This window comes from Marinobacterium sp. NO-S09, assembly GCF_059179545.1.
In genome coordinates this window covers 2,465,549-2,483,170 of sequence record NZ_CP168954.1, presented here as the reverse complement: position 1 = coordinate 2,483,170, position 17,622 = coordinate 2,465,549, and the positions used below count along the sequence as shown (strand labels likewise).

The window sequence follows — 17,622 nt, the reverse complement described above, 5'->3', positions numbered from 1 at the left end:
AGAAATCAGGTCTGGATAATGCCGCTACGCAGCGCCAGGTAGATAAGCTCAGAGCCGTTGGTGAGGTTAAGTTTGCGCAGAATGTTGGCGCGATGTGCATGGACGGTTTTGGGGCTGAGGAAAATCGCATCGGCGATTGCATTCACGCTGCGCCCTTCGGCAAGCAGTGTGAAAATTTCAAGTTCACGGCGCGTGAGTTGTGAAATGGGTGAGCTATCGCAGTTACTGTCGCCATCAGCGTCAATCTGTTCGCTGATCGCGGGCGAGAAATACTGCCGGCCAGAATAGACCTCGCGTACGGCATGAACGAGTTCATTTTGTGCGCAACGCTTGGTCACATAGCCTTTGACCCCTGCCTCTGCAACCCGTGCCGGGTATGGTGATGCTTCCCAGATGGTGAGTACCAGGATACGAGCACCTGCATCATCAAGAATGATGCGCTTGATGGCGTCCAGACCTCCTGCTGTTGAGGAGGACTCAGTGCTGTTGTTGTCCGCGGGCATCGCCAGATCCATGACGACCACGTCCGGCTTGACCTTGCGGTAGAGCTCAACTGCTTCACCGCCATTCTCGGCTTCGGCCACGATCTCCATATCCGCTTCCTTCAGCAGCATATGCTGAAAGCCGGCGCGAACAATGGAGTGGTCATCAACCAGTAGAATGCGGATCTTGGAACTCATAAGTAAGGGCCTTGGTAAATCAGATTACAGGGTATCAGATGCTAGCGCATAACTTGTTAAATCTTTGGTATACCCTGACGTGAATCAGCGCCGCGATAGATGCCTGATGTATCTATATCTACTGCAGCTGCCGAGAAGCCGGAGCCATCGTCCATGTGCGCCGGAATCGCAACCAGTTCATCGCTGAAGCCGACCAGCTGAATGCCTTCTTTTTCACAGTGTGCCAGAACCTTTTCCAGTGCGCGTATGACGGCTTCCTGGCGGTCTGTAAAACGATCCTGCTGTTTTTCGCTGCGGCGCTTGCTTGTTACTGTACGCAGCACATATTCATCAGAGTCGAGTAGCTGTATCGTCAGGCCAGTGAGTTTTTCACGCACCATAACAGCCTTGATAACTTCAAACAGCGCTTCGTCTGAGCAACTGACAATATCTCCCGACTCGCAAGCTCTCATGCGCTCGGTTACATCCTGAACACGCGTCTCTGTGGGTAGATATATTTCCATTTTTCAAATGGTTAACCATTAAATGAAAAGTGATTTGTTAGAATTTAGCTGGACCTGAGGCGCGCCACTTCACCTGCCAGTGAATGGTTCTGGTCACGTAATCTTTGCAGTTCTTCTTCCTGCACACGGCTGCGAACACGCAGTTCGATCATTTCTTCAGAGCTTGCTGATCCGGTTCCGGTCATGTGCTGCATCTGTTTCAGGTCGCGCACCAGGTTATCCCGCTCTGAGCTGAGCCGCATATTGGACTCTTCCAGCTCAAGAATGCGCTTTTCGAGCTGGCGCTTATCGTCAGCTAGCTGTTCGCATCGCTCAAGCAGGCGTGCATTTTGCTTATGTGCCTCAAAGAGTGCCTGCTCACCACCGGTTCGCATGCTTTCAGACTGCGCCAGAAGGGATTGCTGTTCCTCTTCAAGCGCTCTTCGCTTCTGCTCGAAGCGGTTTTCGGCATACGCCAGTGCGCGATCCCAGGTTTGACTTGCCAGTTTTGCTACCGGTTCAGGCAGGTCCGGGTGCTGATTGCGGCGCTGAATGCGATCCGACAGAGTATGCCACCAGTCGTTTAGTGCACGATTGATGGTGGTCAGGCTTCCACTCCCCAGTCGTTCACGCACATTCTGCTGCGTGGGCCGGACGCCTTCTTCCAGTAGCTGGTCGGCTACCTGCATGGCTCTGGCATGGGTATCACTTTTCTTAGTCATCTGATACTTGATATGTATTAAGAATATGTATTAAACACTAACTTATGCTGTTAACAGCCGGATGACAAGTCGGCAAAAAGGTCGCTGTCATCTACTATGTAATCGTGGTCTGTCTTGCAAAGGAGTGATGCCATGCCTGTACGTATTGCCATCAACGGTTATGGCCGAATTGGACGCAATATCCTGCGTGCCCTGTTTGAGTCAGGGCGTAATGATGAATTTGAGATAGTAGCGATTAATGACCTTGGCGATGCCAGTGTCAGTGCGCACCTGACCGAGTATGATTCTGTGCACGGGCGCTTTCAGTGGTCAGTGAAGGCCGAAGGCGATTGCCTGGTGGTGGGTGAATATCGCATCCCCATGCTGTGTATGCCTGACCCCTCTACCCTGCCCTGGTCCGATCTGGGTGTTGATATCGTTCTGGAATGTACCGGGCGAATGACCGAGCGCGCCAAGGCTCAGATTCACCTTGATCAGGGAGCCGGCAAGGTTTTGCTGTCCGCTCCGGGCAAGGACATGGATGCAACCATTGTATTTGGTGTAAATCATGATCAGCTTAGAGCTGAGGATCGCCTTGTATCCAACGCGTCCTGTACTACCAACTGCCTTGCACCTCTGGCCAAGGTGTTGCATCAGGCCGTTGGTATCGAAGAAGGCCTGATGACAACCATTCATGCCTATACCAACGATCAGCATCTGACAGATGTGTATCATCAGGATCTTTATCGTGCACGTGCTGCGGCTCTTTCCATGATTCCAACCAAAACGGGTGCAGCAAAAGCGGTAGGTCTTGTCCTGCCCGAATTGGATGGAAAACTGTCCGGTTTGGCGGTGCGTGTTCCCACGGCCAATGTCTCGCTTGTCGATCTGACGTTTACCGCCTTGCGCGACACCAGTGTTGATGAAATCAATCAGGCGATGTTAAGCGCATCTGAAAACAGCTTGGCCAACATTGTTGAATATAACCAGACCCCATTGGTTTCCATCGATTTCAACCACCACAGTGCGTCCTGTGTTTTTGACAGTATACAGACGCATGTGCTGGGCCGAATGGTTAAAGTATTCGCCTGGTACGATAACGAATGGGCATTTTCTCACCGCATGCTGGATACTGCGGCGTGTATGGCTAAAGGTTAGTCTTTTTTCGCCAGAGGCTATTTTCCTATTTGACTTTTACGCAGGTCAACGGGAAAATACGCCTCCCAACGCATTGATTAAACAGGCTGTCGCACCTTTTTAACAGCGTTTCATGTGCCCGGATGGTGAAATTGGTAGACACAAGGGATTTAAAATCCCTCGGCCTTCGGCTGTACCGGTTCGAGTCCGGTTCCGGGCACCAATCGCAAATGCTTCATGCGTTCCCCCACCTATTAATCTTTGCGCTTTTTGTTCCATTAACAGGCTAGTGCCGGGTTGGCTTATATGTCAGACACTGATGTGTCCGTTTTTTTAATGCAGCTGGAATTGGAGCAGCTGGATAAAATTACCGCAGACCTTCAACTGCGTGCTGAGCAACGTGCCAAGGAACAGGCAGAACAGAAATCAAAACCCCGTTTTCCGCCCAGCTTTAATGATTTGGATTCCATGGCTGAAAACGTAGGGCTGGACCTCTCCAGTCTGATCAAGGATATTAAACGCCGGTCATGAGCCGGATGTGGTAGACAGACTGCTCAGGCTCGCTATAATGCGCCGGTCACAGGAGAGAGGGCCTTAGCGCCCCGCCGAAGGCGCAAACTCCCATAATCGCTCAGGCAACAGTACTGCGACACCAAATTGACTCGTCTACTGGAGAGAGGTCGCAAGACCCACCGAAGGGGCAACGCGCACGCATGAGCGCGCAAACTCTCAGGTAACCGGACAGAGGGAGGGACGGCAACTACTCTTTCAGGAGGGTATGACCGTGCTTCTATATATCTATCTTATCGCTATTACCGCTGAGGCCATGTCTGGCGCACTTGCTGCCGGCCGTCGCAACATGGATATCTTCGGTGTGGGTGTTATTGCCTTTATTACCGCCCTCGGCGGCGGAACACTTCGTGACGTCCTGCTCGGCAACTTCCCGGTATCCTGGACACAGCATCCTGAATACATTTACCTGACCGTTTCTGCCGGCCTGTTAACCGTCGTTCTGGCGCGCTTCATGCACCATTTGCATCGGCTGTTTCTACTACTGGATGCCATGGGACTTGTGGCCTTTACCATCATCGGCTGTAACGTGGCTCTTCAGCTTGGCTATCACACCGCCATTGTGCTGATGGCCGGCATGATTACAGGTATTTGTGGTGGCGTGTTGCGCGACATCCTCTGCCAGCGTGTGCCCGTCGTGCTACGCCATGAGCTCTACGCCAGCGTTTCGCTTCTAGTTGGCATCCTGTACCTGCAGCTGGAGCAGCTGGGTATTAATCATGACTTATGCCTGATTGCGTCCTTTGCAGTGGGAATCATTTTGCGTGTGTGTGCGATCTACTGGCACCTCTCCCTGCCGGTGTTCAGCTACTCGCCCAAGCAATGGAAATAAGAGCGCTGCGTGCCGCCTTATATGACATTCGGCTCCCAGGGATTATCGGGAGCTGGATTCACTCCCTTCTCCCTTGCTGTATCTTTTTATCTAATTAATCAGTTATGCCCTGTGCAGGTTTATACGCATCTCAAAGGGCGCCAGGATGCCTCTGAGGCTGCCTATCAAGTTGGGCTCTGAATGTCTCGGGCTGATTGAGCGAAGTGACTCAAGTTGGTTTCTGCAGTTAGAACGCAAAACGAGTATAGAAGATAAAAAGAAGAAAATTTTCTGTTAAACGCGAGGGTAGAAATAGCGATTAAATATCGGAATGAAAATGAAGTATTTAAATTGAACTAAGTAGCGAGGGTGTTCTAAGTGGGATGCTTCCCGGAGGGGTGTCATTCTTTACAACACTACTGTGTAATATTGTAAAGAATGGAGGCTGGAGTCGGAATCGAACCGGCGTACACGGAGTTGCAGTCCGCTGCATGACCACTCTGCCATCCAGCCATTCTTTGTTTAACATTGAGTGGAGCGGGAAACGAGACTCGAACTCGCGACCCCGACCTTGGCAAGGTCGTGCTCTACCAACTGAGCTATTCCCGCGTCTCAATGTTGGTGCGTATTATAAGGGCCTCAGCTTGGGTGTCAACAAGATTACAAAGAAAATTTTAATTATTTTTGCTTAAAAATTAACCACTTACTTAAATATCTTCACTCAGATGTGGCCAGGCCGCACGCAGGTAGATGAACATCGACCACAGTGTCAGAGCAGCTGCGCCATAGAGTGCAGCAATGCCTGCCCAGGACAGCGTTGAGTAGATCGGGAAAGCCAACAGCATCAGTATGGAGGCCATTTGCAGTGTGGTTTTGATCTTGCCGATCATGGATACGGCAACGCTTGCTCTCTGCCCTACTTCCGCCATCCACTCACGCAGGGCTGAAATGACGATCTCACGGCCAATAATAATCACGGCGGGAACGGTAACCCAGGGGGATGCAAAGCTCTCTACCAGCACGACCAGCGCGGCAGCAACCATAAGTTTGTCGGCTACAGGGTCCAGAAAGGCGCCAAAGGGCGAGCTCTGGTCCAGTTTGCGCGCCAGGTAACCATCAAACCAGTCGGTAATGGCAGCAAGGCCAAAAATGGCTGAGGCGGCCCAAGGCGCCCAGGCGTATGGCATGTAATAAACCAGAATAAAAACCGGGATAAGGATAATACGAACCAGCGTGAGCAGGTTGGGGATTTTAATCGATAGCAATGGGGCGTCCCGTTTGTCAGCTTATGAGTCGGGGTGAAGTGCTGCGTATATGTCCTGCGCAAGCGTCCGGCTAATACTAGAGACTTTTGCGATTTCTTCAACACTGGCTCGTTCGACTTCTTTCACCCCGCCGAAATGCTTCAGCAGCTCGCGCCGGCGTTTGGGCCCAACGCCTGGAATACCTTCCAGTTGTGATTGACGACGCGCTTTGCCACGTTTTGCACGGTGGCCGACGATGGCAAAACGGTGAGATTCGTCACGAATGTGCTGCAAAAGGTGCAGAGCGGGCGAGTCGGCGGCCAGTACCTGCTCTTCGCCGGTGTCGCCACTGATCAGTACCTCAAAGCCGGCCTTTCGGGTGGGGCCTTTAGCGATACCGATAACAAGAATGTCCTGTAGCTGAAGCTCCTCAAGCACCTGCATGGCCTGGCTGACCTGTCCCTTGCCGCCATCAATGACCAGAAGGTCGGGCACCGCCCCCTCGCCTTTTTTCACCTGTGTATAGCGTCGCAAGAGTGCCTGGTGCATGGCGGCGTAATCGTCACCACCGGTAATACCTTCGATGTTGAAACGCCGGTAATCGGATTTTTTCGGCCCTTCGCGATCAAACACCACGCAAGAAGCTACGGTAGCCTCGCCTGAGCTGTGGCTGATATCAAAGCACTCCAGTCGACGCGGTGGCTGATCGAGCTCCAGCACCTCTTGCAACGCCAGGAAGCGGTTGTACATGTTCTGCTTGCTGGCCAGGTAGCTGCTCAGCTGCTGTTCCGCGTTGGTTTGTGCCAGACGCTGCCATCCTGCGCGATCACCGCGTACATTGGCCTGAATGCTCAGCTTGCGGCCACGTTTCTGGCCAAGTGCGTCTTCAAGGCACTCCTGATCTGTCAGGCTTTCCGGCGTTATCAATAGCGGCGGAATTTCTCTTGGCCCTGACAAATAGAACTGTGCAACAAAAGAGCCCAGAATATCGGCAGGCGTATCTTCAAGTGATACGCGAGGGTGGTAAGCCTTGCTGCCGATGACTCTTCCGCCACGTACAAATAGCGCGTGAATAGACACGCCGCCGGGCTGCACAGCACAACCAAACACGTCAGCATCACCGCCCTGGCTGCTGACAAACTGCTGCTCCTGAACTTGCTGCAAGGCTGTGATCTGGTCGCGCAGCTGTGCTGCCCGTTCAAATTCCAGAGCTGCAGACGCCGCTTCCATCTCGTTTGCCAAAACCTTCATAATCTCGTGGTTGCGCCCCTGCAGGAACAGCATGGCGTGCTTAATATCCTGCTGGTACTCCTCTTCGGAGATCATGCCGACACAGGGAGCTGTACAGCGTTTGATCTGATATTGCAGGCAAGGCCTGGAGCGATTGCGAAAGAAGCTGTCTTCGCATTGGCGGATGCGAAACACTTTCTGCAGCAGGTTAAGGCTTTCCTTTACCGCACCCGAGCTGGGGTACGGCCCGAAATAGCGCCCTTTTTTACGACTGCTGCCGCGTCTGAAACGAATGGCCGGATAGGTATCCCGGTCAGACACGAAGATATAGGGGTAGGATTTATCATCCCTCAGAAGGATGTTGTACGGCGGGCGGTACTGTTTTATCAGGTTCTGTTCCAGCAGTAGCGCTTCAGTTTCGCTGCTGGTAACGGTTATTTCGATATTGGCGATTCGAGCAACCAGCGCCTGGGTTTTAGGTGACTGGCCGGTGCTGCGGAAATAGCTGCTGACACGATTTTTAAGGTTTTTGGCCTTGCCGATGTACAGCAGATCGCCATTTTCGGCATACATCTGATAGACGCCAGGGCGGCGAGTCAGATTTTTAAGGAATGCCTTGCTATCAAATTCGGTGGTCAACACGCCCTCCCCTTATTCTTTTTCAGGAGACCGTATTGAGTGTTTTGTTGGCTTCCATGTGCAGGTGGGTTGCCTCGCGATGGATGGACTCCAGCTGCTCGCGGGTCGCATCCAGGATGCCGGCGCCACGTGAGAGTGAAACTTCCAGATAAACACCAATTTCCGCGTAATAGTACAGACGAGCATCGAATGACTGGGCGCGCTTCAGCTTGCTGAGCGAAATTTGAGCGCCATTGACCAGAATCTTGTTGATGTCGGTATCTGAAAGCAGAGGATGGCGTTCAGTCTCTTGTGGTGACCTTTTAGAGGCCTGCTGTCGGCGTGAGCTGCTCATGATGAACCTGTCAATCGGGAGAAAAGAAGCTGGCCGGCGTGTATGCCGGCCGTGTAAGTCAGGCGTACTGAATTAACGCTCGCCTGCCTTGCGTGCATCCTTGACCATTTCTCGCTTCATGAAGCGGATGCCAAAGAAGGTGATCACCAGCATGGCAGCCACAATGGCAATGCTGGGAGCAAAGGAGATCAGGCTGTACTTATCGATATTGAACATAGAACTGTACCTTTATAGTCATTGTGTGCCCGAAGGCTAAAAGCTGGGCATTATCGAAGCTTTAGCTGTCCTTCTCAAGCCTTTTGAGCAGGCTTGAGGTATCAAGACGACCGCCACCTTCCGCCTGTACATCGGCGTAAAACTGATCCACCAGCGCGGTTACCGGCAGACGGGCGCCATTTTTGCGGGCCTCATTCAGGGCGATATTCAGGTCTTTGCGCATCCAGTCGACAGCAAAACCGAAGTCGAATTCATTATCGAGCATGGTTTTATGTCGATTCACCATCTGCCAGGACCCGGCAGCGCCATGCTGAATTACATCGAATACGGCTTCGCCATCCAGTCCGGACTGTTTCACGAAGTGAACGGCCTCGGAGAGCCCCTGTACCAGTCCGGCGATAGCGATCTGATTGACCATTTTTGCCAGCTGACCTGAGCCTGCCGGCCCGAGCAGTTTGTGTGATGCTGCATAGCATTCGAACACCTTGGCCGCCTTGCTGTAGTCACTCTCCGTACCGCCCAGCATGATGCTGAGACGACCGTTTTCGGCGCCGGCCTGCCCGCCTGATACAGGCGCATCCAGAAAGCCCAGGTTTTGTTCGGAGCAAAGTTGATTCAGCACGCGCGCCACATCGGCAGAAGCGGTGGTATGGTCGATCAGAATGCTGCCCGCTGACATGCCTTTCAGTACACCAGTATCGCTGTCGGTGACGGAAAGCAGGTCGTCATCATTGCCTACACAGGTGAAGACAAACTCTGCTCCCTCTGCAGCCGCTGCCGGCGTCTCGGCCATGCGACCCGTGTAAGTGCTGCACCAGGCTTCCGCTTTCGCAGGTGTGCGGTTGTAAACGCACACCTCATGACCGGCATTGGCCAAGTGGCCCGCCATGGGGAAGCCCATGACGCCCAACCCTATGAATGCGACCTTGGCCATATTACTGCTCCTGTGCTGCGTAAGTGGCGGCGGCTGCAGCGGCAGCACCTGAAGGCAGCTCTACGCCCATTTCGCCCAAGGTGTTTTCCAATGCATCAATACACAGCATGACATGTCGACGGGTGCAGGAGCTGCCCATCAGGCCGATGCGCCATACCTTGCCTGCCAGGTCACCCAGGCCGGCACCAATTTCAAGACTGTAGTTCTGCAGCAGGAGTGAGCGCACCTTGGCTTCATCAACACCTTCAGGTACCTGTACCGAGTTCAGCTGGGGCAGGCGCGCATCAGCGGCCACGGTGAACTTGAGGCCCAGGGTTTCCAGGCCGGCCTTCAGTGCTTCATGATGCGCCGCGTGGCGCTGCCAGGCGTTATCGATGCCCTCTTCTTGCAGCATGACCAGTGATTCGTGCAGGCCATAGAGGGCATTGACGGGCGCAGTATGGTGGTAGGCGCGTTTCTGACCGCCGCCCCAGTACCCCATGACCAGCTTTTTATCGAGGAACCAGCTGGGGATGCGGCTATCGCGCTTGCTAACCTTCTCCAGTGCAGCTTCGCTGAAAGTGACAGGCGAAATACCCGGAGGTGCCGACAGGCACTTCTGGGTACCTGAATACAGTGCATCAATTCCCCATTGATCGACTTCCAGCTCGACACCGGCCAGTGACGTTACAGCGTCAACGATTGTCAGGCAGCCATAATCACGCGCAAGACGGCACAGAGCCTGGGCGTCGGAACATACACCGGTAGAGGTTTCGGCGTGTACGAAAGCGAGCGCCTTGATATCGTCATGCTGCTGCATCAACTCGCGGACTTTGTCCACGCTGACAGGCGTGCCCCAGGCATCCTGAACCATCAGAGCTTCGCCACCGAAACGCTCGACATTCTCCTTCATACGCCCGCCGAACACGCCGTTCTGGCACACGATGATCTTGTCACCCGGTTCAACCAGGTTGACGAAGCAGGCTTCCATGCCGGCAGATCCGGGTGCTGATACCGGCATGGTGAGCGGATTTTCGGTCCGCAGTGCGTACTGCAGGAGCTGTTTGATTTCATCCATCATTCCGATGAACGCAGGATCCAGGTGACCAATGGTGGGTCGAGCCATCGCGGACAAAACGCGCGGGTGAACATCGGAAGGACCTGGGCCCATCAGGGTACGTTGCGGCGGATGGAAGGATGTAATCATTGAATTATTCCTTTATATCAAAGCGTTATTTTAATTCTTTAAAGCTGCTTGAGAGATCTTGGCGACGATCGCCATGACCATTTCAGCTGAATGCTGGGCGGCAGTATCCAGAAACTGCTCAAATGAAAGATTGGATTCCTTGCCGGCGATATCAGACAGCGCGCGAATGACGATGAAGGGTGTACCGAACTGGTGGCAGGTCTGCGCAATCGCTGCAGCTTCCATCTCAACAGCCTTCACGGTCGGAAACAGTTTCCGTGTCTGGGCAACCCGGTCCGGGCAGTTCATAAAGCTGTCGCCGGTAGCAATAAGGCCGCGAACCGTACGCGCGTGGGTCATTTGCGCGATGGATTCTTCAGCAAATCGGGCCAGCAAGGGGTCAGCGGTGAATGAAGGCGGCAGACCTGGTACCTGCCCCGGCTCGTAGCCGAAAACAGTCACATCCACATCGTGGTGGCAGACCTGATCGGAAATGACGACGTCGCCTACTTCAAGAGCGCCATCAAAACCACCTGCGGAGCCGGTATTGATGACGCCGTCCGGTTTGAACATCTGTAATAGCAGCGTGGTGCCGATCGCGGCGTTGACCTTGCCGATGCCCGATTTCAGCAATGTGATATCGACCCCCTGCATACGACCGGTGTAAAAGTCGAAACCTGACAGGCGGTGTGATTCAAGGTCTTCCAAATTATTCTTCAGTAGCTCGACCTCCTGGTCCATGGCGCCAATCAGGGCAACACGTGGGCGGCGGTCTAGGGTTTTGAGCTGTTCGGACAGGGAGGCGTTTATTGTCATTAGGATTGCATGCTTGGACGGTTAAATAGCGAAAAGCCATGCTACCACGCCTTTATTAATTGGCAATTACCACAATGGCCCCAAGGCAAAGGCTTGGGGCGCAGGAAGTTAAATTCTCCATTATGTACTAATAATACTTTGTATGTATTATGTATTGCTATTGGATATAATCCAAAAACGTGTAGTCACCCACAATCTGTAGTGTTGTCTCTGCAAATTCATTTGATTGTGCAAAGGCATTCAGCACCTCCGCCTTATCCTTGGCTCCGGATTCCAGTTCTTGCATCCACCAATCCCAGCCGGCTTGATCCGGCGCCCGGTCGAGCACGGTGCCATACAGATGCTTCAGTAGCTCTGAGTGAGATACATCGCCATCCTGGTCAGTATCCATCAAGTGCGTCATTTCCGTGGAATTGGTAAAGCCTTCAGCTACATCAACCAGACCTTTGTCGCCGGACCTCATTTTGTCGAGCCACCAGAAAAAGCCGTCTGTTTCAGGTATGCGGCCCATCGCGCCCAGGTACAGTCGGTATAGCTGCGCCTCCTCTGCAGAAAGTACCGGGCCATCCCCTACCTCAACGCTTGCGTCGTACAGGAGCCCATCATCATTTTCATCATTGAAGCGGGCGATGAAACTGCTGAATTCAAGTTTTGCCACTTCATCGAAGGTGGAGGTAATAAACTCATTGGACTCAACAATCCCTAATACCGCATCTCCCTGGTCATGGCTGCCTGCCAGAAGACGGTCCAGCCAAAGATCATGTAGCGGCGTGTTTGTATCCAGGCCTGCAAAGTCATACAGGATGTATTCAAGCAGGTCTGAGTGCTCAATCGGCTCTCTTTCATCCGCACCGATCGCCTTATAAGTGTCGGGGTGTGCGGCAAAGGCATCCGCCATGCGTTCCAGCTTGTCTGGCTGCTCGTGATTAAGACGAAGCCGGAAGCTGTCATTTTCCGGCGGACCACCCGCTGCAAGGTGCATAAGTCGGTATAGTTGAATTTCTTCGGCGGAATAAATCGTTCCATCTTCGCGCTCAAGCGGGTCGTCGAACAGGAGGCCATTGCTGTTGCCATCTTCTATCCAGGCCTGATACGTCTGCTGTACAGGCTTGCCATCAGGCGTTACTTCGCGAAGCTGAATAGATGTTTCGATTCTGGACATATCCCTGTCTCCTATTGGGGTAATTCAGTGCATTTCTTAACGGTGTTTTCACTAGACTCAGTCGTTCACTGTTTATAGCAACTCACAGACAGAAAGCCAAAGGCAGCCGACTTGATGCGCCTGGGTAGCCTACCCTCGTATCTCACAACGCACCCGTTTTGTGTTTATCAGGGAGTGCTGGAATTTCTGGCGCTAACACCCTTTAAACATTCGAGATTTTCATGCGCGCAACCGGCTTTAAGGCTGCCAACAGGCAACTCGGCATGAGACAATCTGCGTTCTGTTATAATGAAGACCAATGACGGGTCACCAGCTCTCACCTGTCAGCAGCGAATGTATGAAACTACGTGCAGCGGACTGCAACTCCGTGTCAGGACTGGTGATCAGGCGTTAAAACTTCGTTCTTGTTTAGCAAAGCATCCAGGATTATTGAAAATGCCATTACTCGACAGCTTCACCGTTGACCATACGATCATGAATGCGCCTGCCGTTCGTGTTGCCAAAACCATGAGCACACCGTCTGGCGACACCATTACCGTGTTTGATTTGCGTTTCAACAAACCCAATGACAGCATGATGGGCGAGAAAGGCATTCATACCCTTGAGCACCTGTTTGCGGGCTTTATGCGTGATCACCTCAACGGTAATGGCGTAGAAATCATTGATATCTCGCCGATGGGTTGCCGCACAGGTTTCTACATGAGCCTGCTCGGTTCTCCGGAAGAGTCACGCGTTGCGGACGCCTGGGTTGCGTCCATGAAGGATGTCATCAATGTTAAGAACGCTGAAGATATTCCTGAATTGAACGAATATCAGTGCGGCACCTTCATGATGCATTCTCTGGAAGAGGCAAAAGAAATTGCCCAATCCATTCTGGATCATGGTGTTGGCGTCAATAAAAACGACGATCTGAAAATGGATGAAGACACTCTGCGTAAGCTGGGCAATGAAGTGTAAGTAATCCAGTCAGCGAATTACTCTGCCGGTCGCGCGTCTACTCGGCTCGCGACCGGATAGCCTTCCAGCCAGCCCAGCTTTCCAAATAGCTGCTCGATATCCTCGCCTACACCAGCCTCGATACGCATCATCTGTCCACTGACCGGATGCTCGAACTCGATTTCCGTTGCCATTAGCAGCAAACGGTGAGAATCAAGGTTCTCGCGAAACAGTCGATTGTGACGCCCTTCCCCATGCTTGGTGTCGCCAACAATGGGATGAAGGATATGCTTCATGTGGCGGCGAATCTGATGTTTGCGTCCAGTGGTCGGCTTTACTTCCACCAGTGAATAGCGTGCTTCAGGGTAGCGTCCGACCGGAATGGGCAGGCTGACGGTTGCGATGCGTCTGTAGGCCGATACGGCATCCTGAGGATCCTTGTCAGGATTTGCACGCGGGTCTTCGCGTTTGTCGTGAATTGGCTTCAGCGCATAGTCAATGACACCGGCTTCATCGGTCCAGCCACGGACAACGCAGAGGTAGGTTTTCTTGACCTTTCGATCCATGAACTGCTGCTGCAGGTGTTGCCCGACCGTTTTTTCACGCGCAAACAGGATAACGCCTGAAGTTGCCCGGTCCAGGCGATGCACTGTGTGAACCTTCTCACCGGGGTAACGCTCGCGAAGCATGGCGACAAGATTGGGCGTTCTGGCAGGCGCTATCCAGCTGGGATGCACCAATAAACCGGCCGGTTTATGGACAGCAACAAGGTGCTCATCCTCGTAAAGGATGTTCAATGGCAGCGCGGGAAATTCTTCGGTCACGGGAACTCGTCAGCAGGACAGGCATCATATGAAGATGGCGGAGGGGCAGGGATTCGAACCCTGGGAGCCTCTCGACTCGTCGGTTTTCAAGACCGGTGCTTTCGACCACTCAGCCACCCCTCCGCGACGAAAGTGATTGTACTGGGAATCTTTTCGCTGTCAAACCGTCAAAGTGCTTGAAATACGGTTACAAACCCGCATCATTGCTCCAAATGGAAATAAAACACGAGGTTTATGATGGATAACGTTCGTACTGTTGATAGCCGCTCGACACAGGCGGTGCTGGAGACCAACAAGGTCATCCGCAACACATACATGCTGCTGGCCATGACACTGGTATTCAGTGCGGCAACAGCAGGTGTCTCCATGGCGATCAACCCTCCGTTCATGGTCTACCTGGGTAGCGTGCTGCTCGGTTTTGTCCTGCTTTTCGTCATTAACCGCAAGCAGAACAGCGCAGCTGCCCTGCCCCTCACCTTCGCATTCACCGGCCTGATGGGCTTTGGTCTGGGTCCGATCCTGAACCACTACCTGGCTCTGCCCAATGGTGGCGAGATTGTGATGACAGCCATGGGTATGACTGCAATCACCTTCCTGGGCCTGTCTGCTTATGTGCTGTCTTCTCGCAAGGATTTCAGCTTCATGGGTGGCTTCCTGGCGGCGGGCTCCATTGTCCTGCTGGTAGCCATGCTGGCCCTGTTTGTGCTGCCGCTGTTCGGTGTTGATATCTCCGGCCTGCAGCTTGCTTTCTCTGCTGCAGTGGTACTGCTGATGTCCGGTTTTATCCTCTATGACACCAGCAACATCGTTAATGGTCGCTACACCAACTACGTGATGGCGACTGTTGGTCTGTACCTGAGCATTTACAACCTGCTGGTGCACCTGCTGAGCCTGGTTGGTGCTTTCAGCGACGACTAAGCCATAGCATACCTGCCCGAGAAGCCCCGTCATCTGCTAAGATGGCGGGGCTTTTTTCATGACGGATTCCTCCTGATGCGATTTACACTTGTCGTGCACTCAGCACCTTACCAATCAGCTTCTGCCGGCACAGCCTTGCGCTTTGCACGTGCCGTACTGGACGCCGGCCATCAGATTCATCGCGTATTCTTCTATCGAGAAGGCGTTCATAACGCATCCGCGCTGGCATCTCCCCCGCGTGACGAACAGAATTTGCCGCAAGAATGGCGCGCACTGGCCAAGGAGCATGACCTGGACCTGGTAGTGTGCATTGCTGCCGCCGTTCGCCGCGGCATACTCGACAAGGAAGAAGCCAAGCGTTACGAGAAAAAAGGCGGCAATCTGGCCAAGCGCTTTGAGCTTTCAGGTCTCGGCCAGTTGATCGAAGCCAGCGTCGTTTCGGACCGTGTGGTGACCTTCGGAGGTGGCCGATGAGCAAATCGATTCTGATTATCTGCCGCAGCGCGCCTTACAGCTCTTCTTCTGCGCGGGATGCTCTGGATATGGCACTGGCTGGCGCTGTTTTTGAACAGCCGGTGAGCTTGCTTCTGCTGGATGATGCTGTACTCCAGTTGCTCCCCGGTCAGCGCAGCAGTGCCATTCAAGCCAAGAACCCCAATGCCATGCTTGGGGCTTTGCCCATGTACAATATCGAGCATATCTACACCAGCCTGGGCTCGCTTGCCCTGCATGGTTTGCAAGCCGATAGTCTGGAGCCTGCACCGACCGTGCTCGATGCAGAAGAACTGAAACATTTCATTGCTCGTCATGAGGTGGTGTTGACGCTATGACCTTGCATATTCTGGGCGCATCCCCCAGTGATCGTACAACTTTTGAATCCTGTCGCGACACCCTGATGGACGGCGATACCCTGCTGTTGATTGAAGACGGTGTGTACTGGGCTTTACCCCAGCACCGCCCTGAACTGGCGCGCCTGCCGGCCCGTGTGAAGCTTCTGAAAGCGGATCGTGAAGCAAGGGGTGTTGAGCTCGAAGCCCTGACAGAAGTCGACGACAGCGGGTTTGTAGAGCTTTGTGTGGAGCATGAACGTAGTGTGAGCTGGTTTTGAGGATGGATATTGAAGTGAATGGCCAGGCCATCAGCCTGGATGAAGAGGGTTACCTTTACAATCTGGATAGCTGGTCGCCTGCCGTGGCTGAGGCATTGGCTGAAGAGGATGGCCTGGAACTCACGGATGAGCATTGGGAAGTTATCGATGTTCTGCGTCAGTTCTACCAAACCTATCAGCTCTCCCCTGCCATGCGACCATTGGTTAAGGCGGTTGCCACTGAGCTGGGGCCTGAAAAGGGGCGCAGCATCCATCTGATGAAGCTGTTCCCGGGCAGCCCCGCCAAGGTCGCAGCACGGCTGGCAGGGCTTCCCAAGCCCGAAAACTGTCTCTAACCCCTTTTCACCTCAGGAGTAGTAATGCTCAGCTTTGCTGCCAACCTCAGCCTCTTGTTTACCGAATACCCGCTCATCGAGCGCTTTGCCCAGGCTCGAAAGGCCGGGTTTGAGCGTGTTGAAATTCAATTCCCTTACTCCCTGCCGCTTGAGCAGGTACAGTTGGAGCTGAACAAGCACGAGCTGCAGTTAGTGTTGATTAATATTCCGGCAGGTGATCTTGCAGCCGGCGAGCTGGGGCTGGCGTGCCTTCCAGGGCGGGAGCAGGCGTTTGCTGCAGGGCTGGAAATGGCGATTGAGTGGTGTCAGGTTCTGGGTGTGCCTCGTATCAACTGCCTGGCCGGAAAAACGCCGCCTGATGCATCACCCGAGCAGGTTCAGGCAACTCTGGCCCATAACATGCGAATGGCCGATCGCCGTTGTGGTGAAACCGGGTTGAAACTGATGATCGAAGCCATTAACACCGAGGATATTCCCGGCTTCCATCTGCATAACAGCCAGCAAGTGCTGTCCTTGATCAACGAACTGGAACTTGAAAACAGCTTTTTGCAGTACGATGTTTATCATATGCAGAAAATGGAAGGTAATCTGATCTCGACTTTGCAGCGCAATAGAGACAAAATCGGTCATATACAGATTGCCGATGTTCCTGGGCGTCATGAACCGGGGACAGGTGAGATCCATTTTGCTAATCTTTTCAAAGCGCTCGAGGCAATGGGCTACGCTGGTATTGTCAGCCTCGAGTACAATCCACTGGGGCGTACCGACGCCGGCCTCGAGTGGCTGAAACCTTGGATGACACAGGACAGACAGCATGAGCATGAATGCAGCGGCTGAACACTTGCGACAGCTTCAGGAAAACCATCAGGCCGACGACCAGAATCGTCGCTCTCAGCAGGAAGAAGTCGTGTACCACCAATGGGCGACCTTCCGCGTTGATGACGAGCTTTATGGCATTGATGTCATGCAGGTTAAGGAAGTACTCCGTTTCAGCGAAATTACGCCGGTTCCCGGTGCTGATACTTCCATTCTGGGCATCATCAATCTGCGTGGTAACGTGGTAACCGTTATTGATACCCGCCAGATGTTTGGCCTGCCGATGGTACCCTATGACGACGATACCCGTGTTATCGTGGTTGAATTCAACGAACAGGAAGTCATCGGCCTGGTAGTCGACAGTGTCGACGAGGTGATCAATCTGCCGCATAACGATGTTGATCGCGCGCCCAGTGTTTCTGGCGACGACTCCACCAAGCGTTTTGTGCAGGGTGTGTGCTACCACAACAATATCCTGATCATATTGTTGGATCTGACCAAGATGCTGCTCAGCATCACGCCGCTGACAGAAGAAGAGTTGATGAATCAGCGCTACTGAGCAAA

Annotated in this window: 23 protein-coding genes, 4 tRNA genes and 2 riboswitches; of the genes, 12 read left to right on the top strand and 15 right to left on the bottom strand. The window is 53.2% G+C overall.

Going from position 1 to position 17,622, the window contains the following annotated elements:
* Nucleotides 1-5: 5 nt before the first annotated feature.
* The 3 genes from O3C79_RS11530 to O3C79_RS11520 all read right to left on the bottom strand — a co-directional run bounded on the left by O3C79_RS11530 (nt 6) and on the right by O3C79_RS11520 (nt 1,884).
* A complete protein-coding gene (locus O3C79_RS11530) occupies nt 6-680 on the bottom strand; it encodes a response regulator (protein ID WP_494383212.1) in 675 nt (224 codons plus the stop codon).
* Nucleotides 681-736: 56 nt separating this feature from the next.
* On the bottom strand, nt 737-1,132 hold the full coding sequence (locus tag O3C79_RS11525) for a response regulator (RefSeq protein WP_083702990.1): 396 nt from the start codon (nt 1,130-1,132) through the stop codon (nt 737-739).
* A gap of 95 nt (nt 1,133-1,227) precedes the next feature.
* Nucleotides 1,228-1,884 (bottom strand): DNA-binding protein, encoded by a 657-nt coding sequence (locus tag O3C79_RS11520; RefSeq protein ID WP_494383211.1) that lies wholly within the window; start codon nt 1,882-1,884, stop codon nt 1,228-1,230.
* Between the two features lie 132 nt (nt 1,885-2,016).
* On the opposite strand from O3C79_RS11520, the gene gap reads away from it, so the two are divergent.
* The 4 genes from gap (at nt 2,017) to O3C79_RS11500 (ending at nt 4,402) form a co-directional block, all read left to right on the top strand.
* Nucleotides 2,017-3,021 carry a type I glyceraldehyde-3-phosphate dehydrogenase gene (gap, locus tag O3C79_RS11515; RefSeq protein ID WP_494383210.1) on the top strand — a complete coding sequence of 335 codons (1,005 nt, stop codon included), beginning with the start codon at nt 2,017-2,019 and terminating at the stop codon, nt 3,019-3,021.
* 116 nt (nt 3,022-3,137) lie between these two features.
* A tRNA-Leu gene (locus tag O3C79_RS11510) sits at nt 3,138-3,223 on the top strand.
* Nucleotides 3,224-3,306: 83 nt separating this feature from the next.
* The gene (locus tag O3C79_RS11505) at nt 3,307-3,531 is read left to right on the top strand and encodes a hypothetical protein (RefSeq protein ID WP_076462375.1); all 225 of its coding nucleotides are present in this window, start codon (nt 3,307-3,309) and stop codon (nt 3,529-3,531) included.
* Nucleotides 3,532-3,570: 39 nt separating this feature from the next.
* A riboswitch (glycine riboswitch) is annotated at nt 3,571-3,657 on the top strand.
* Between the two features lie 2 nt (nt 3,658-3,659).
* Nucleotides 3,660-3,755: riboswitch (glycine riboswitch) on the top strand.
* A 23-nt stretch (nt 3,756-3,778) separates the two neighbouring features.
* Complete coding sequence (locus O3C79_RS11500; protein WP_272941697.1) at nt 3,779-4,402, top strand: trimeric intracellular cation channel family protein; 624 nt, start codon at nt 3,779-3,781, stop codon at nt 4,400-4,402.
* A gap of 418 nt (nt 4,403-4,820) precedes the next feature.
* Here the strand turns inward: O3C79_RS11500 and O3C79_RS11495 are convergent.
* The 10 genes from O3C79_RS11495 to O3C79_RS11450 form a co-directional block, all read right to left on the bottom strand.
* Nucleotides 4,821-4,894, bottom strand: a tRNA-Cys gene (locus tag O3C79_RS11495).
* 20 nt (nt 4,895-4,914) lie between these two features.
* Nucleotides 4,915-4,990: transfer RNA gene (locus O3C79_RS11490), tRNA-Gly, on the bottom strand.
* 98 nt (nt 4,991-5,088) lie between these two features.
* Nucleotides 5,089-5,637: a CDP-diacylglycerol--glycerol-3-phosphate 3-phosphatidyltransferase gene (gene pgsA, locus O3C79_RS11485; protein WP_029511181.1), complete on the bottom strand. Its 549-nt coding sequence runs from the start codon at nt 5,635-5,637 to the stop codon at nt 5,089-5,091.
* A 30-nt stretch (nt 5,638-5,667) separates the two neighbouring features.
* Nucleotides 5,668-7,494 carry an excinuclease ABC subunit UvrC gene (gene uvrC / locus O3C79_RS11480; RefSeq protein ID WP_494385793.1) on the bottom strand — a complete coding sequence of 609 codons (1,827 nt, stop codon included), beginning with the start codon at nt 7,492-7,494 and terminating at the stop codon, nt 5,668-5,670.
* 22 nt (nt 7,495-7,516) lie between these two features.
* A complete protein-coding gene (locus tag O3C79_RS11475; RefSeq protein ID WP_494383209.1) occupies nt 7,517-7,828 on the bottom strand; it encodes an excinuclease ABC subunit C in 312 nt (103 codons plus the stop codon).
* Nucleotides 7,829-7,900: 72 nt separating this feature from the next.
* Nucleotides 7,901-8,044: a hypothetical protein gene (locus O3C79_RS11470; RefSeq protein WP_175611983.1), complete on the bottom strand. Its 144-nt coding sequence runs from the start codon at nt 8,042-8,044 to the stop codon at nt 7,901-7,903.
* Between the two features lie 61 nt (nt 8,045-8,105).
* Complete coding sequence (locus O3C79_RS11465; RefSeq protein ID WP_494383208.1) at nt 8,106-8,978, bottom strand: NAD(P)-dependent oxidoreductase; 873 nt, start codon at nt 8,976-8,978, stop codon at nt 8,106-8,108.
* A gap of 1 nt (nt 8,979) precedes the next feature.
* The gene (locus O3C79_RS11460; RefSeq protein WP_494383207.1) at nt 8,980-10,164 is read right to left on the bottom strand and encodes a pyridoxal-phosphate-dependent aminotransferase family protein; all 1,185 of its coding nucleotides are present in this window, start codon (nt 10,162-10,164) and stop codon (nt 8,980-8,982) included.
* Nucleotides 10,165-10,194: 30 nt separating this feature from the next.
* Nucleotides 10,195-10,959: a 5'-methylthioadenosine/S-adenosylhomocysteine nucleosidase gene (gene mtnN / locus O3C79_RS11455; protein WP_494383206.1), complete on the bottom strand. Its 765-nt coding sequence runs from the start codon at nt 10,957-10,959 to the stop codon at nt 10,195-10,197.
* A 157-nt stretch (nt 10,960-11,116) separates the two neighbouring features.
* Complete coding sequence (locus O3C79_RS11450; RefSeq protein WP_494383205.1) at nt 11,117-12,121, bottom strand: DUF4214 domain-containing protein; 1,005 nt, start codon at nt 12,119-12,121, stop codon at nt 11,117-11,119.
* Between the two features lie 435 nt (nt 12,122-12,556).
* On the opposite strand from O3C79_RS11450, the gene luxS reads away from it, so the two are divergent.
* Entirely contained in the window at nt 12,557-13,078 is a 522-nt protein-coding gene (gene luxS, locus O3C79_RS11445) for an S-ribosylhomocysteine lyase (RefSeq protein WP_010323847.1), read from the top strand.
* A gap of 17 nt (nt 13,079-13,095) precedes the next feature.
* Here the strand turns inward: luxS and O3C79_RS11440 are convergent, their stop codons facing one another.
* Nucleotides 13,096-13,881, bottom strand: a complete 786-nt coding sequence (locus O3C79_RS11440) for a pseudouridine synthase (protein WP_494383204.1) — start codon at nt 13,879-13,881, stop codon at nt 13,096-13,098.
* Nucleotides 13,882-13,916: 35 nt separating this feature from the next.
* Nucleotides 13,917-14,004, bottom strand: a tRNA-Ser gene (locus tag O3C79_RS11435).
* Between the two features lie 114 nt (nt 14,005-14,118).
* Here O3C79_RS11435 and O3C79_RS11430 point away from each other — a divergent pair.
* The 7 genes from O3C79_RS11430 (at nt 14,119) to O3C79_RS11400 (ending at nt 17,617) form a co-directional block, all read left to right on the top strand.
* A complete protein-coding gene (locus tag O3C79_RS11430; RefSeq protein ID WP_076462633.1) occupies nt 14,119-14,799 on the top strand; it encodes a Bax inhibitor-1/YccA family protein in 681 nt (226 codons plus the stop codon).
* 75 nt (nt 14,800-14,874) lie between these two features.
* Nucleotides 14,875-15,273 (top strand): sulfurtransferase complex subunit TusD, encoded by a 399-nt coding sequence (gene tusD / locus O3C79_RS11425; RefSeq protein WP_417682917.1) that lies wholly within the window; start codon nt 14,875-14,877, stop codon nt 15,271-15,273.
* Nucleotides 15,270-15,629, top strand: coding sequence for a sulfurtransferase complex subunit TusC (tusC, locus tag O3C79_RS11420; protein WP_494383203.1), 360 nt, complete (start codon nt 15,270-15,272; stop codon nt 15,627-15,629). The genes tusD and tusC overlap by 4 nt, the downstream gene beginning before the upstream one ends.
* Nucleotides 15,626-15,907 carry a sulfurtransferase complex subunit TusB gene (gene tusB / locus O3C79_RS11415; RefSeq protein ID WP_494383202.1) on the top strand — a complete coding sequence of 94 codons (282 nt, stop codon included), beginning with the start codon at nt 15,626-15,628 and terminating at the stop codon, nt 15,905-15,907. Before tusC ends, tusB begins: the two co-directional genes overlap by 4 nt.
* A gap of 2 nt (nt 15,908-15,909) precedes the next feature.
* Entirely contained in the window at nt 15,910-16,242 is a 333-nt protein-coding gene (locus O3C79_RS11410; protein ID WP_494383201.1) for a TusE/DsrC/DsvC family sulfur relay protein, read from the top strand.
* 24 nt (nt 16,243-16,266) lie between these two features.
* Nucleotides 16,267-17,079 carry a hydroxypyruvate isomerase family protein gene (locus tag O3C79_RS11405; RefSeq protein ID WP_494383200.1) on the top strand — a complete coding sequence of 271 codons (813 nt, stop codon included), beginning with the start codon at nt 16,267-16,269 and terminating at the stop codon, nt 17,077-17,079.
* Nucleotides 17,057-17,617 (top strand): chemotaxis protein CheW, encoded by a 561-nt coding sequence (locus tag O3C79_RS11400; RefSeq protein WP_010323855.1) that lies wholly within the window; start codon nt 17,057-17,059, stop codon nt 17,615-17,617. Before O3C79_RS11405 ends, O3C79_RS11400 begins: the two co-directional genes overlap by 23 nt.
* The last annotated feature ends 5 nt before the right edge of the window (nt 17,618-17,622 follow it).

Excerpts from the sequence above, each read along its gene's own strand:
- O3C79_RS11530 (WP_494383212.1), bottom strand. The coding sequence starts at position 680 with ATGAGTTCCAAGATCCGCATTCTACTGGTTGATGACCACTCCATTGTT.
- O3C79_RS11525 (WP_083702990.1), bottom strand. The coding sequence starts at position 1,132 with ATGAGAGCTTGCGAGTCGGGAGATATTGTCAGTTGCTCAGACGAAGCG.
- O3C79_RS11520 (WP_494383211.1), bottom strand. The coding sequence starts at position 1,884 with ATGACTAAGAAAAGTGATACCCATGCCAGAGCCATGCAGGTAGCCGAC.
- gap (WP_494383210.1), top strand. The coding sequence starts at position 2,017 with ATGCCTGTACGTATTGCCATCAACGGTTATGGCCGAATTGGACGCAAT.
- O3C79_RS11505 (WP_076462375.1), top strand. The coding sequence starts at position 3,307 with ATGTCAGACACTGATGTGTCCGTTTTTTTAATGCAGCTGGAATTGGAG.
- O3C79_RS11500 (WP_272941697.1), top strand. The coding sequence starts at position 3,779 with ATGACCGTGCTTCTATATATCTATCTTATCGCTATTACCGCTGAGGCC.
- O3C79_RS11475 (WP_494383209.1), bottom strand. The coding sequence starts at position 7,828 with ATGAGCAGCTCACGCCGACAGCAGGCCTCTAAAAGGTCACCACAAGAG.
- O3C79_RS11470 (WP_175611983.1), bottom strand. The coding sequence starts at position 8,044 with ATGTTCAATATCGATAAGTACAGCCTGATCTCCTTTGCTCCCAGCATT.
- O3C79_RS11465 (WP_494383208.1), bottom strand. The coding sequence starts at position 8,978 with ATGGCCAAGGTCGCATTCATAGGGTTGGGCGTCATGGGCTTCCCCATG.
- O3C79_RS11460 (WP_494383207.1), bottom strand. The coding sequence starts at position 10,164 with ATGATTACATCCTTCCATCCGCCGCAACGTACCCTGATGGGCCCAGGT.
- mtnN (WP_494383206.1), bottom strand. The coding sequence starts at position 10,959 with ATGACAATAAACGCCTCCCTGTCCGAACAGCTCAAAACCCTAGACCGC.
- O3C79_RS11450 (WP_494383205.1), bottom strand. The coding sequence starts at position 12,121 with ATGTCCAGAATCGAAACATCTATTCAGCTTCGCGAAGTAACGCCTGAT.
- luxS (WP_010323847.1), top strand. The coding sequence starts at position 12,557 with ATGCCATTACTCGACAGCTTCACCGTTGACCATACGATCATGAATGCG.
- O3C79_RS11430 (WP_076462633.1), top strand. The coding sequence starts at position 14,119 with ATGGATAACGTTCGTACTGTTGATAGCCGCTCGACACAGGCGGTGCTG.
- tusD (WP_417682917.1), top strand. The coding sequence starts at position 14,875 with ATGCGATTTACACTTGTCGTGCACTCAGCACCTTACCAATCAGCTTCT.
- tusC (WP_494383203.1), top strand. The coding sequence starts at position 15,270 with ATGAGCAAATCGATTCTGATTATCTGCCGCAGCGCGCCTTACAGCTCT.
- tusB (WP_494383202.1), top strand. The coding sequence starts at position 15,626 with ATGACCTTGCATATTCTGGGCGCATCCCCCAGTGATCGTACAACTTTT.
- O3C79_RS11410 (WP_494383201.1), top strand. The coding sequence starts at position 15,910 with ATGGATATTGAAGTGAATGGCCAGGCCATCAGCCTGGATGAAGAGGGT.
- O3C79_RS11405 (WP_494383200.1), top strand. The coding sequence starts at position 16,267 with ATGCTCAGCTTTGCTGCCAACCTCAGCCTCTTGTTTACCGAATACCCG.
- O3C79_RS11400 (WP_010323855.1), top strand. The coding sequence starts at position 17,057 with ATGAGCATGAATGCAGCGGCTGAACACTTGCGACAGCTTCAGGAAAAC.